At 60.9% G+C, this 12482-nt stretch carries 13 protein-coding genes; 7 read left to right on the top strand and 6 right to left on the bottom strand.

All coding sequences use genetic code 11. The annotated features are described in order from the left end of the window. The 7 genes from ACA066_RS18150 (at position 1) to ACA066_RS18180 (ending at position 4385) form a co-directional block, all read left to right on the top strand. Complete coding sequence (locus tag ACA066_RS18150) at positions 1-705, top strand: YoaK family protein (RefSeq protein ID WP_497696044.1); 705 nt, start codon at positions 1-3, stop codon at positions 703-705. A 208-nt stretch (positions 706-913) separates the two neighbouring features. Next, a complete protein-coding gene (tusD, locus tag ACA066_RS18155) occupies positions 914-1306 on the top strand; it encodes a sulfurtransferase complex subunit TusD (protein WP_497699912.1) in 393 nt (130 codons plus the stop codon). A 1-nt stretch (position 1307) separates the two neighbouring features. Further along, the gene (gene tusC, locus ACA066_RS18160) at positions 1308-1670 is read left to right on the top strand and encodes a sulfurtransferase complex subunit TusC (protein ID WP_497696045.1); all 363 of its coding nucleotides are present in this window, start codon (positions 1308-1310) and stop codon (positions 1668-1670) included. Further along, positions 1670-1963, top strand: a complete 294-nt coding sequence (tusB, locus tag ACA066_RS18165) for a sulfurtransferase complex subunit TusB (RefSeq protein WP_497696046.1) — start codon at positions 1670-1672, stop codon at positions 1961-1963. Before tusC ends, tusB begins: the two co-directional genes overlap by 1 nt. After that, positions 1960-2295: a TusE/DsrC/DsvC family sulfur relay protein gene (locus tag ACA066_RS18170; protein ID WP_214377197.1), complete on the top strand. Its 336-nt coding sequence runs from the start codon at positions 1960-1962 to the stop codon at positions 2293-2295. The genes tusB and ACA066_RS18170 overlap by 4 nt, the downstream gene beginning before the upstream one ends. Beyond that, on the top strand, positions 2292-3293 hold the full coding sequence (locus tag ACA066_RS18175; RefSeq protein WP_497696047.1) for a glycosyl transferase family protein: 1002 nt from the start codon (positions 2292-2294) through the stop codon (positions 3291-3293). Before ACA066_RS18170 ends, ACA066_RS18175 begins: the two co-directional genes overlap by 4 nt. A 90-nt stretch (positions 3294-3383) precedes the next feature. Beyond that, positions 3384-4385: a glutathione S-transferase family protein gene (locus ACA066_RS18180; protein WP_497696048.1), complete on the top strand. Its 1002-nt coding sequence runs from the start codon at positions 3384-3386 to the stop codon at positions 4383-4385. 132 nt (positions 4386-4517) lie between these two features. Here the strand turns inward: ACA066_RS18180 and cysG are convergent, their stop codons facing one another. The 6 genes from cysG to ACA066_RS18210 form a co-directional block, all read right to left on the bottom strand. Next, positions 4518-5912: a siroheme synthase CysG gene (cysG, locus tag ACA066_RS18185; RefSeq protein ID WP_497696049.1), complete on the bottom strand. Its 1395-nt coding sequence runs from the start codon at positions 5910-5912 to the stop codon at positions 4518-4520. Beyond that, positions 5913-7193, bottom strand: coding sequence for a serine--tRNA ligase (gene serS / locus ACA066_RS18190; protein WP_497696050.1), 1281 nt, complete (start codon positions 7191-7193; stop codon positions 5913-5915). A gap of 15 nt (positions 7194-7208) precedes the next feature. Further along, positions 7209-7583, bottom strand: coding sequence for a fluoride efflux transporter CrcB (crcB, locus tag ACA066_RS18195; protein ID WP_497696051.1), 375 nt, complete (start codon positions 7581-7583; stop codon positions 7209-7211). Then, positions 7583-8905, bottom strand: a complete 1323-nt coding sequence (locus tag ACA066_RS18200; RefSeq protein WP_497696052.1) for a replication-associated recombination protein A — start codon at positions 8903-8905, stop codon at positions 7583-7585. Before ACA066_RS18200 ends, crcB begins: the two co-directional genes overlap by 1 nt. Before the next feature lie 226 nt (positions 8906-9131). Further along, positions 9132-9755, bottom strand: coding sequence for an outer membrane lipoprotein periplasmic chaperone LolA (gene lolA / locus ACA066_RS18205; RefSeq protein WP_497696053.1), 624 nt, complete (start codon positions 9753-9755; stop codon positions 9132-9134). An 80-nt stretch (positions 9756-9835) separates the two neighbouring features. After that, complete coding sequence (locus ACA066_RS18210) at positions 9836-12244, bottom strand: DNA translocase FtsK (protein ID WP_497696054.1); 2409 nt, start codon at positions 12242-12244, stop codon at positions 9836-9838. Positions 12245-12482: the final 238 nt, after the last annotated feature.

The following is a 12482-nucleotide window of genomic DNA, read 5'->3' on the forward strand; positions in this document are numbered from 1 at the left end:
ATGCTGCCTTCGTCCTCCACTACCCACGCCAGTCCGGGGCACCTGCACACCCAGAAATGGCGCGGACGCATCGGCCTGTCGCTGGTGGCCGCGCTCTCGGTGCTCGCCGGCATGACCGACGCCATCGGCTTCATGGCCAGCGGCGACTTTGTCTCCTTCATGAGCGGCAACACCACTCGCCTGGCCGTGGCGATCAGCGACGGCGACATGGGCCTGACTTTGCGCCTGCTGCTGCTCGTGGCGACGTTCATCATCGGTAACGCCTTGGGCATTGTTGTCAGTCGGGTTGGCGGGCGTCGGGCGCTGCCATTATTGCTGTGCATCGCCATGCTGTTGTGTGCGGCCGCGGCCTGGCCCTATGACGAACAACTGCCGGCGCTGCTGGCAGCGATCATCGCCATGGGCATGCTCAATGCCGCTGTCGAAGAAGTGAACGGTCTGCCGGTGGGGCTGACCTATGTCACCGGCGCCCTGTCGCGCTTCGGCCGCGGATTGGGACGCTGGATGCTCGGCGAGCGGCGCAACGGTTGGCGGGTACAACTGATCCCCTGGACCGGCATGTTTGCCGGCGCAGTGCTGGGGGCTGTACTGGAACATCATCTTGGGCTCAAGGCGCTGTTTGTCAGCGGGTTGCTGGCGGGTGCGCTGGGGGTGCTGTCGCTGAAGATTCCGCGGCGTTGGCAGTTGGGGTATATGCCGCGTTGAATCTGCATTGACTGTTCGGGCCTCATCGCCGGCAAGCCGGTCTCGCTCCCACAGGTTTTTTGGTTGGATTCCGATTTTGTATACAACACAAATCCCTTGTGGGAGCGAGCCTGCTCGCGATGGCGTCGACTCGGTCTCGAGTAAACGCCCTTCGCCGCACCACCGATAAAGCTTTATCATGACCGCAGTTTCGCTGATCGAGTCCGTCATGAAGTTCGCCATCGCGCTGTTTTCCGCCGCCCATGCCCCCTCCTCGCGCCGCGCCTTGCTGTTCGCCCAGGCTGCGCTGGCCGGCGGGCATGAAATTGTCCGGCTGTTTTTCTATCAGGACGGCGTGTACAACGCCTCCGCCAGCGTGGTCACGCCGCAGGATGAACAGGATTTGCCCAAGCAATGGCGCGCCTTTGTCACCGAGCACCAGCTGGACGGCGTGGTCTGCATCGCCGCCGCCCTGCGCCGTGGCGTGTTGAACGAAGAAGAAGCCCAGCGTTATCAGCGCGAAGCGGTCGCCGTCGGCGCGCCCTGGGAATTGTCCGGGCTCGGCCAGTTGCATGACGCGGTGCAGGATGCCGACCGCTTGATCTGCTTCGGAGGTGCGTGACATGCCCAAATCCCTGCTGATTATCAGCCGTCAGGCACCGTGGTCCGGGCCGAATGCGCGGGAAGCGCTGGACATCGTGCTGGCCGGCGGCGCGTTCGACCTGCCAATCGGCCTGCTGTTTATCGATGACGGGGTGTTCCAGCTCGCCGCGAAACAGGACGCCAGGGCCCTGCAACAGAAAGACCTGAGCGCCAACCTGCAAGCGTTGCCGATGTTCGGCGTCGAAGACCTGTTCGTCTGTGGCGACAGCGCCGCTGAACGCGGTCTGGACCCGACCGGTCTGGCACTCGAAGAAGCCCAGGTGCTGGCCGCCCACGAAATCACCGCCCTCATTGACCGTTACGACCAGGTGATCACCCTCTGATGTCGACTTTGCATGTGTTGTCTCATTCCCCGTTCGGCGACGATCGCCTGACCAGTTGCCTGCGCGTGATCGGTGCGAACGATGCGTTGCTGCTGACCGGCGACGCGGTGTACGCGTTGCAGCCGGGCACCGCGCCCTGCAACGCGCTGAATGCTCGCAACCCAACGCTGTTCGTGCTGGCCGAAGACGCCCAGGCACGCGCGCTGGGGGTTCCTGACACCGCCAAGGCCATCGACTATCCAGCCTTCGTCGAATTGTCGATTCACTACGACAAGGTCAACAGTTGGCTATGAATTCACTGACCGTCGGCGCCCGCGCCATTGAGCTGGACAAGGATGGATTTCTGGTTGAACTGAGCGACTGGTCCGCCGAAGTAGCCAGTGCCCTCGCCGCTGCCGAAGACATCGAGTTAAGCCCTGACCATTGGGAAATCCTCGAACTGCTGCGCAGCTTCTACGCCGAATTCCAGCTGTCCCCGGCGACGCGCCCGCTGATCAAGTACACCGCATTGAAGCTCGGCCCGCTAAAAGGCAACAGCCTGCACCTGAACCGACTGTTCAAAGGCACCCCTGCCAAACTCGCCGCGAAACTGGCGGGCCTGCCCAAACCGACGAACTGCTTATGACCGACTACCCAGCGCTGACCCTCGAAACGCCCGCCGAACACCCCTTCGCTCAGTTCGTTCGGATCCTCGGCAAAGGCAAGCGTGGCGCCCGGGATCTGACCCGGGAAGAAGCCCGCGAAGCCATGGGCATGGTGCTCGACGACAAGGTCGAGGACACCCAGCTCGGCGCCTTTCTGATGCTGTTGCGGCACAAGGAAGAAAGCGCCGAAGAGATGTCCGGGTTCACCGAAGCCTTGCGTGAGCGTTTGCGGCCACCGGCGTTGAATGTCGATCTGGACTGGCCAACCTATGCCGGCAAGAAGCGTCATCTGCCGTGGTATCTGCTGGCGGCCAAGTGCCTGGCACAAAATGGCGTGCGGATCTTCATGCACGGTGGTGGCGCGCACACCGCCGGGCGGCTGTACAGCGAGCAACTGCTGGATGAATTGAACATCCCGTTGTGCCGCAACTGGCAACAGGTCGGATCGGCCCTCGATAACGGCGGCCTGGCGTTCATGCCACTGGTGGATTGGGCACCGCAGCTTCAACGCATGATCGACCTGCGCAACACCCTCGGCCTGCGTTCGCCGATCCATTCCCTGGCGCGAATTCTCAATCCGTTGAACGCTCGCTGTGGCCTGCAAAGCATTTTCCACCCCGGCTATCAGGCGGTGCACCGTGATGCCAGCGGTTTGCTCGGCGACACCGCGATCGTGGTCAAGGGCGATGGCGGCGAGATCGAGATCAACCCGGACGTCGACAGCCACTTGTACGGCACCACCGGTGGCGAGAGCTGGGATGAGGAATGGCCACAACTTTCGAGCCAGCGCCACGTCAAACCCGCCTCGCTCGACCCCGAGCATTTGAAAGCCGTGTGGCGTGGGGACGTGGTCGACAGCTACCCGCAAATGGCGCTGATCGCGACCATGGCCTTGGCCTTACGCGGCCTCGGCAAGACTCGCGAGCAAGCCTTTGCAACCGCCCAGCAGTATTGGGACGCTCGGGACAGATCGATTTAACCGATCATAAACGCCCAACCTTTGCGCTATTTTATCGAACCTATCCGAATAGACTCCTCTCCAACGCTTATTGGTTAAGGAGTCTTGAACATGGGTTTGTTAGTTGAAGGTCGCTGGCATGACCAGTGGTACGAAAGCAGCAAGGACGGCGCGTTCCAGCGTGAACAGGCGCAGCGTCGCAACTGGCTGACCGCCGACGGCAAACCCGGCCCGACCGGTGTCGGTGGCTTTGCGGCCGAAGCGGGTCGCTATCATTTGTACGTGTCCCTCGCCTGTCCGTGGGCGCATCGCACGTTGATCCTGCGCAAACTCAAAGGCCTCGAAAGCCTGATCGACGTGTCGGTGGTCAGCTGGCTGATGCTGGAAAACGGCTGGACCTTCGACCAGCACTTTGGCTCGACCGGCGACAAGCTCGATCACTTCAACTTCATGCACCAACGCTATACCGCGGATACCGCCGACTACACCGGACGCGTCACCGTGCCGGTGCTTTGGGACAAGCAGCAGAATCGGATCGTCAACAACGAGTCGGCGGAGATCATCCGCATGTTCAATGGCGCGTTCGACGAGTTGACCGGCAATGACCTGGACTTCTATCCGGCGCCGTTGCGGGGCGAGATTGATGCGCTGAACGAACGGATTTATCCGGCGGTGAACAACGGCGTGTATCGCGCCGGGTTTGCCACGTCGCAGAACGCTTATGAAGAGGCATTCGATGAGGTGTTTGCCGAGCTGGATCGGCTGGAGTTACTGCTCGGCGCCAATCGCTACCTGACCGGAGAATACCTGACCGAAGCGGACATTCGGCTGTTCACCACGCTGATTCGCTTTGATGCGGTGTACCACGGGCACTTCAAGTGCAACCTGCGACGGATTGCCGATTATCCGAACCTGTCGAATTGGCTGCGCGAGATTTATCAGTGGCCGGGGATTGCCGAGACGGTGGATTTCACCCACATCAAAAACCACTACTACGGCAGCCATAAGACTATCAACCCGACGGGTATCGTGCCGAAAGGGCCGAAGCAGGATTTCACCGCGGCCCATGATCGGGCGCGGTTGAGCGGGAAAGGGGTTTGGCGCAAGGCCTGAGGTTTGTGCAGTTTTTGAGGACCCCAATCGCTAGCAGGCTAGCTCCCACACTGGATTTGTGTCGTTCACAAATCCCCTGTGGGAGCTAGCCTGCTAGCGATGGGCCGGGGTCGCGCTCGACCGACTCGGTCTTCAGACTTGTGATTGAGCCCCTTCAAACCACGCCAGTTTCTCGCGCAGTTGCACCACTTCCCCAACAATCACCAGCGTCGGCGCGTGCACTTCATGCTCCGCCACCAGCCGTGGAAGATCAGCCAGCGTGCCGGTAAACACCCGCTGATTGACCGTGGTGCCCTGCTGGATCAACGCCGCCGGGGTATCCGCCCCGCGACCATGCTTGATCAACTGCTCACAGATGATCGGCAAGCCCACCAGCCCCATGTAAAACACCAGGGTTTGCGCCGGTGCGACCAGATCGGCCCATGGCAAATCGGTGGAGCCGTCCTTCAAGTGGCCAGTGACGAATCGCACCGACTGCGCGTAATCGCGGTGGGTCAGCGGAATCCCGGCATACGCCGCGCAACCGCTGGCCGCCGTAATCCCCGGCACAACCTGGAACGGGATGCCATGGGCCGCCAGCTCTTCGATCTCTTCACCGCCGCGTCCGAAAATAAACGGATCACCGCCCTTCAACCGCACGACACGCTTGCCCTGTTTGGCCAGATCCACCAACTGCTGATTGATCTGATCCTGCGGCACGGCGTGATCGGCGCGACGCTTGCCGACGTAGACCCGCTCTGCATCGCGACGGCATAACTCCAGAATCGCCGGCGCCACCAGACGGTCATACAGCACCACATCGGCTTGCTGCATCAGGCGCAAGGCGCGGAAGGTCAGCAGATCCGGATCACCCGGCCCCGCCCCCACCAAATAGACTTCGCCAGTGGCAACAGGCGCTTCGCCATCGATTTTTGCCTGCAACAGACGCTCGGCTTCGGCGCCCTGCCCGGCCAGTTGCCGGTCGGCAATCGGGCCCTGGAACACATCTTCCCAGAACGCACGGCGCTGCTGTACATCCGGGAACAGACCTTTGACCTGGTTGCGAAAACGCGCCGCCAACCCTGCCAGTTGACCGTAGGTGGAAGGAATCCAGGTTTCGATTTTCGCCCGGATCAGACGCGCCAGCACCGGCGCATCGCCGCCGCTGGACACGGCGATGATCAGCGGCGAACGGTCGACGATGGCCGGGAAGATCACGCTGCACAGCGCAGGCGCATCCACCACATTGACCGGCACGCAACGCCGATGGGCATCGGCGGACACCTGCGCGTTCAGCGGTTCTTCGTCGGTGGCGGCAATGATCAGCCCGCAACCTTCAAGATCCGCTTCGACGTAGCCACGCAGCAGGCACTCGCCACCGCTGCCGGCAACCAGTTCGCGCAATTGCGGTTCGATTTCAGGCGCGACCACCCGCAGCAGCGCACCGGCATCGGCCAGCAGGCGGGATTTGCGCAAGGCAATCTCCCCCCCGCCGACGACCAACACACGACTGCCGCGAAGGTTGTGAAACAGCGGCAGATAGTCCATTTAGCCGATGACCTCGAGGCCACCCATGTACGGTTTCAGCACTTCAGGCACACGGATCGAACCGTCGGCCTGCTGGTAGTTTTCCAGCACCGCCACCAGCGTACGACCGACCGCCAGACCGGAACCGTTCAGGGTGTGAACCAGTTCAGGCTTGCCGGTTTCCGGGTTGCGGAAACGCGCCTGCATACGACGGGCCTGGAAATCGCCGCAGTTGGAGCACGACGAAATCTCGCGGTATTTGTCCTGGCTCGGAATCCACACTTCCAGGTCGTAGGTCTTGACCGCACTGAAGCCCATGTCGCCGGTGCACAGGGCAATCGTGCGATAAGGCAGTTCCAGCAGTTGCAGGACTTTCTCGGCGTTGGCAGTCAAGCCTTCCAGCGCTTCCATCGACGTCGATGGCTCAACGATCTGGACCATCTCGACTTTGTCGAACTGGTGCTGACGGATCATGCCGCGGGTATCACGGCCCGATGCGCCGGCTTCACTGCGAAAGCACGGGGTATGGGCGACGAACTTGATCGGCAGCAGTTTCGAATCGACGATTTCGCCGGCAACGATGTTGGTCAGCGACACTTCAGCGGTCGGGATCAGGTACAGATCGGCCTCGCCTTCGCGAGCGATCTTGAACAGATCCTCTTCGAATTTCGGCAACTGACCGGTGCCTTGAAGGGCCGGCGCCTGAACCAGATAAGGCGTGTAGGCCTCTTCGTAACCGTGTTCGCTGGTGTGCAGGTTGATCATGAACTGCGCCAGGGCGCGGTGCATCCGGGCGATCGGGCCGCGCAGCAAGGCGAAACGCGCGCCGGACAACTTGGCGGCGGTTTCAAAGTCCAGCCAGCCGAACTTCTCGCCCAGGGCGACGTGGTCCTGGACCGGGAAATCGAACGCGGTCGGGGTGCCCCAGCGGCGCACTTCGACGTTGCCGTCTTCGTCATCGCCGATCGGCACGGACTCGTGGGGCAGGTTCGGGATGCCGAGCAGGATCGAATCCAGATCGGTCTGGATCCCGTCCAGCTCGACTTTACCGGCGCTCAATTCATTCGCCATGCGCTCGACGTCCGCCATCAACGGCGCGATGTCTTCGCCGCGCTGCTTGGCTTGACCGATGGATTTGGAGCGCGCATTACGTTCAGCCTGCAGTGCTTCGGTGCGGGTCTGGACGGTCTTGCGCTGTTCTTCCAGCGCTTCGATGCGCGCAACATCCAGCGTATAGCCACGGGAAGCCAGGCGGTCCGCTACGTCCTGAAGGTTGCTACGTAACAGTTTGGAATCGAGCATGTCGGTCTCTCGTTATCAAAGTTTGGTCAAGGACAGGCCAGCCCAGGTGGCGAGCAGCCCGCCGAATACGCTGATGGCCAGATAACCGAAGGCTATCGGAGCCTGCCCGGTTTCCAGCAGACGCAGCGTATCCAGTGAAAAGGATGAAAAGGTCGTCAGACCGCCTACAAAACCGACAATCAGGCCGGCGCGAATTTCGATCGGCACTTCCGGGCGCGTCAGAAACAGCCCGTAGAGCAAACCGATGATCAGGCAACCCACCAGATTGACAGCCAAAGTCGCCAAATAAAAATGCCGGGGCCAGTTAGCGCTGACCCAATTGCCGGCGGCGAAACGCAGTAATGTACCAGCGATACCGGCGACGGACACCGCAAGAATAGTTCGAATCACTATTTTCTCCGTTGCCGGGGGCTGAGACGGTCAAGTTGCGCAAGGTGATTGAGCTTTTCGCCGATTTTCAACTCCAGGCCACGCGGCACCGGCTGATAGAACGGTTGTGGCTCAAGCTCTTGCGGGAAGTAATCTTCGCCAGCGGCGTAGGCGTCCGGCTCATCGTGGGCATATCGGTATTCGTCGCCGTAACCGAGTTGCTTCATCAGCTTGGTCGGTGCGTTGCGCAGGTGCAACGGCACTTCCAGCGAACCATGTTCAGTGGCGCTACGCATCGCGGCTTTGAAGCCCATGTACACCGCGTTGCTTTTCGGCGCGCAAGCCAGATAAGTGATGGCCTGCGCCACCGCCAGTTCGCCTTCGGGACTGCCGAGGCGCTCCTGCACTTCCCACGCCGCCAGGCACAGGCTCAATGCGCGCGGATCGGCGTTGCCGATGTCTTCGCTGGCCATGCGCACCACGCGCCGGGCCAGGTACAGCGGATCACAACCGCCGTCGATCATCCGCGCGAACCAGTACAACGCGCCATCGGGATTGGAGCCGCGTACAGATTTATGCAGCGCGGAAATCTGGTCGTAAAACGCTTCGCCGCCCTTGTCGAATCGGCGACGAGTATCGCCCAAAAGACTTTGCAGCAGATCGACGCCGATCTCGCTGTTGTCTTCGGCGAGGTCCGAAGCGTTTTCCAGCAAATTAAGCAGACGCCGACCATCGCCATCGGCGGCCGACAACAGCATCTGAAAGCCTTCATCGCTGAGGGTCAGTTGTCGCTTGCCCAGGCCACGCTCTTCGGTGAGCGCGCGGTACACCAGCTTGCGCAGGGCCGCTTCGTCGAGGCTTTTGAGCACGTAGACGCGGGCTCGGGAGAGCAACGCGTTGTTGAGTTCGAACGAGGGGTTTTCCGTGGTCGCGCCGATGAAAATCAGCGTGCCGTCTTCAACGTACGGCAGAAACGCATCCTGCTGCGACTTGTTGAAACGATGCACTTCATCGACGAACAGGATGGTGCGCTTGCCGTACTGACCGGCCTGCTGCTTGGCGATTTCCACCGCCTGGCGGATTTCCTTCACACCGGCCAGGACTGCCGAGACCGTTTCGAAGTGCGCATCCGAGACCTCTGCCAGCAACCGCGCCAACGTGGTTTTGCCCACGCCCGGCGGCCCCCAGAAAATCATCGAGTGCAGGGCACCCTGCTCGAGCGCTTCGCGCAATGGCTTGCCGCGAGCGAGCACGTGTTCCTGACCGACGTACTCATCCAGATTGGCTGCGCGCAAACGGGCGGCCAAGGGCTGAGCAATCGGGGCACTGCGAAACAGGTCCATCACGTACTTTTAAAACCTCACTTATTGCGCAGTTCTCGTGTCTGGCGAAAATCCTGTGGCGAGGGGGCTTGCCCCCGTTCGGCTGCGAAGCAGTCGTAAAACCAGCATGCGCGGTTTAACTGATACACCGCGATTGCAGGTTTTGGGGCCGCTTCGCGACCCAACGGGGCGGTGCGGCGTTCCGACAAGCCCCCTCGCCAAAAAAGCCCGCTCCCAGGCTTGTGTCTTATTCCTGGATCACGTCCGCACCTTTCGGGATGTCGAACTTGAACCTGGACGCCGGGATCGGCTCGTTGGCCTTCACGCCGGTGAACAGGATGTTGGTGCGCTGACCGACGCTGTCGATCAGTTGCATGTCATTGACCAGGCCATTGCGGAACGACAGGCGCAGGCTGTCGAACAGGGTGTCCTTGGTTTTCGGCTTCAAGGTGAAGTCGATCACGCCGCCAGCTTCCTTGGCGCTGATGGCGAAGCTCTGGCTGATCTTGGACACGTCGCCGGACAGCAACAACGCCGGCGTCTGGCTCAGACGCAGGTCGAGGGTCTTGATGGTGGCCTGTTCCAGGTCCGGGTCCCACAGCGTGACCTTCTTGCCGTCGGAAACCACGACTTGCTCGGCCGGCGCATCGGTGTGCCAGTAAAACAGGCCAGGACGCTGCAGCGACATATCACCGGCCGTTTCCTGCAGCTGGGTGCCGCTGCCATCGAGGGTCAGCTGCGAGAAGCGCGCGGTCAGGGTCTGGGATTTTTCCAGGAGTTGGGTCAGACGCGCCACGTCCCTGTCATCGGCGTGGGCCGAGAGCGTGGTCAAAGCCAGTACCGGCAGCAACAGCATGCGGATAAGACGCATGGGAGTCCTCTTAACATTCGTGGGGAGTGCGATGACGCATCACTGTGCCATCGCTTTTCAATTCAAGGCATCAAATCAAATCAGTCGCGTACCGGGCCAGGGGCCAGGACTTCACGGGAACCGTTGGTGTTCATGGACGTCACGACCCCGGCCATTTCCATGGCTTCGATCATGCGTGCGGCGCGGTTGTAGCCGATTTTCAGCTTGCGCTGAACCGCGGAGATGGACGCACGACGGCTTTCCAGCACGAACTGCACCGCTTCGTCGTACAGCGCATCGGTTTCGGCATCGTCATCACCGCCACCACCGCCATTCTCAAAGCCGCTGCCGGCCTCTTCGACACCGGCGAGGATGTCATCGTTATATTCCGGTGCACCGCGCAGTTTCCAGGCTTCAACCACCCGGTGAACCTCGTCATCGGACACGAACGCACCGTGAACCCGAATCGGCAGACTGGTGCCTGGCGGCATGTAGAGCATGTCACCGTGGCCCAACAGTTGCTCGGCGCCGCCCTGGTCGATGATGGTCCGCGAATCGATCTTGCTCGACACCTGGAACGCCATGCGCGTCGGAATATTCGCCTTGATCAGACCAGTGATCACGTCAACCGACGGACGCTGGGTCGCGAGAATCAAGTGGATACCGGCCGCACGGGCCTTCTGGGCGATACGGGCAATCAGTTCTTCAACCTTCTTGCCGACGATCATCATCATGTCGGCAAATTCGTCGACGACCACAACGATGGTCGGCAGCTTGGTCAGCAGCGGTGCTTCGTCGTGAATGCTTTCGCGCTTGTACAAAGGGTCGGTCAGCGGCGTTCCGGCGTCCTGTGCTTCCTTGACCTTGGCGTTGAAGCCGGACAGGTTGCGCACACCCATCTTCGCCATCAGTTTGTAGCGACGCTCCATCTCCGCCACGCTCCAGCGCAGGGCGTTGGCTGCGTCCTTCATGTCGGTCACGACCGGGCACAGCAGGTGCGGAATGCCCTCGTAGATCGACAGCTCAAGCATTTTCGGGTCGATCATGATCAGCTTGGCGTCTTCCGGGCCGGACTTGAACAGGATCGACAGGATCATCGCGTTCACACCCACCGACTTACCGGAACCGGTCGTACCGGCCACCAGCAAGTGCGGCATTTTCGCCAGATCGGTAATGACCGGCTTGCCGCCGATGTCGTGGCCCAGGGCCAGGGTCACCGGGGATTTGAAGTTGTCATACTCAGGGGTCGACAGCACTTCGGAGAAGCGCACGATCTGCCGGTCTTCGTTCGGAATCTCGATACCGACGGTGGTCTTGCCCGGAATCACTTCCACCACCCGCACGCTGGTCACGGCCAGGGAACGCGCGAGGTCTTTCGCCAGGTTGGAGATGCGGCTGACTTTAACCCCGGCCGCAGGCTGGATTTCGTAACGGGTAATCACCGGCCCCGGATGAATCGAATCCACCGAGACTTCGACGCCGAACTCCTTGAGCTTGATTTCCAGCAAATGGCCGACGGCTGCCAGGGATTCAGGCGAGTAATTGAGTTGTTTCTTTTCCGCGGGATCGAGAATCGAGATCGGCGGCAAGGTGCCTTCCACGGCACTGTCGACGAACAGCGGCGCCTGCTTCTCTTTTTCCACGCGTTTGCTCGGCGCGGCGGGTTTCGGCGGCGCGGGGGCAATCACTGGCGGCACCTGCTTCTCGCGGTCCGACATGTGCTTGCTCAGTGCCTGTTCGCGCTCGATCAGGCGTTCCTTGACCTTGGCCTGCTCGCGTTTGTCGGTGACGGTCGGCGCGACCACGTCATGCACGCGATCGTCGACTTCACGCAACTGCGCAACCAGTTGCTTGCGCTCGACACGGGCGGCCCACCAGCGATTGGCCGCGCCCTGGAACAGTTCGAACAAGTCGAGGGTGATCTTGCCGGTGACGTCCATCACCTTGAACCACGACAGGTCGGTGAATACCGTCAGGCCGAACAGGAACAGGGCGATGAACAGCAAAGTGCTGCCCTGAATGTTCAGCGCATTGCGGGCCAGGTCGCCAAGGCTTTCGCCCAGCGCACCGCCCGCACCGGCTGGCAGACCTGTCGCGGCATGGAAATGTATATGCGCGAGCGCCGCGCCCGACAGCACCAGGAACACCAGGCCGATCAGACGCCAGGAGAACAGCCAGCCGCTCCACTGCCACGGTTCGTGGCGTTGACGGAAAATCTGATAAGCCTTGATCGCCAGCAACAACGGGAAGATGTAAGCGAAGTAACCCAGCACCATGAACAGGATGTCGGCGCTGTAGGAGCCGACCGGTCCGCCGAAGTTTTGAACATCGTCGATCTTGCTGTTATGGCTCCAGCCCGGATCGTCCTTGCCGTAAGTCAACAAGGCCATCATCAGGAACAGGCACAAGCCGCCGATGGCGATCAATGCACCTTCCTTGAGTCGGTAGTGCAAATGCTGGCGCCAAAGCGGAACGACGGCTGGTTTAGGTGCTGCGGTGGATTTCTTCAAAACGCTTCTTTTCCTGCGCCTTTGGCGCGTCCATCTGTTGAATGACTATAAAAAACTGCCCAATCCAGGCAGGTAAAAAAGTTAACAGGCGCAACTGGGACTACTTTTAACACTGCACTCCGGTTTTTATAAACACGGCGTGCACGGAATATTCAAGTGACCGGCACGCATTGTACGGGTTTGTTCGTACGATGCCATGCTGGCAGGCCATGGATCAGCATAGCTAACGGCACACCAC

This window comes from Pseudomonas sp. LBUM1651 (assembly GCF_059716135.1).

Bases quoted from the DNA above. Each gene is read 5' to 3' on its own strand.
- ACA066_RS18150 (WP_497696044.1), top strand. From the start codon at position 1: ATGCTGCCTTCGTCCTCCACTACCCACGCCAGTCCGGGGCACCTGCAC.
- tusD (WP_497699912.1), top strand. From the start codon at position 914: ATGAAGTTCGCCATCGCGCTGTTTTCCGCCGCCCATGCCCCCTCCTCG.
- tusC (WP_497696045.1), top strand. From the start codon at position 1,308: ATGCCCAAATCCCTGCTGATTATCAGCCGTCAGGCACCGTGGTCCGGG.
- tusB (WP_497696046.1), top strand. From the start codon at position 1,670: ATGTCGACTTTGCATGTGTTGTCTCATTCCCCGTTCGGCGACGATCGC.
- ACA066_RS18170 (WP_214377197.1), top strand. From the start codon at position 1,960: ATGAATTCACTGACCGTCGGCGCCCGCGCCATTGAGCTGGACAAGGAT.
- ACA066_RS18175 (WP_497696047.1), top strand. From the start codon at position 2,292: ATGACCGACTACCCAGCGCTGACCCTCGAAACGCCCGCCGAACACCCC.
- ACA066_RS18180 (WP_497696048.1), top strand. From the start codon at position 3,384: ATGGGTTTGTTAGTTGAAGGTCGCTGGCATGACCAGTGGTACGAAAGC.
- cysG (WP_497696049.1), bottom strand. From the start codon at position 5,912: ATGGACTATCTGCCGCTGTTTCACAACCTTCGCGGCAGTCGTGTGTTG.
- serS (WP_497696050.1), bottom strand. From the start codon at position 7,193: ATGCTCGATTCCAAACTGTTACGTAGCAACCTTCAGGACGTAGCGGAC.
- ACA066_RS18200 (WP_497696052.1), bottom strand. From the start codon at position 8,905: ATGGACCTGTTTCGCAGTGCCCCGATTGCTCAGCCCTTGGCCGCCCGT.
- lolA (WP_497696053.1), bottom strand. From the start codon at position 9,755: ATGCGTCTTATCCGCATGCTGTTGCTGCCGGTACTGGCTTTGACCACG.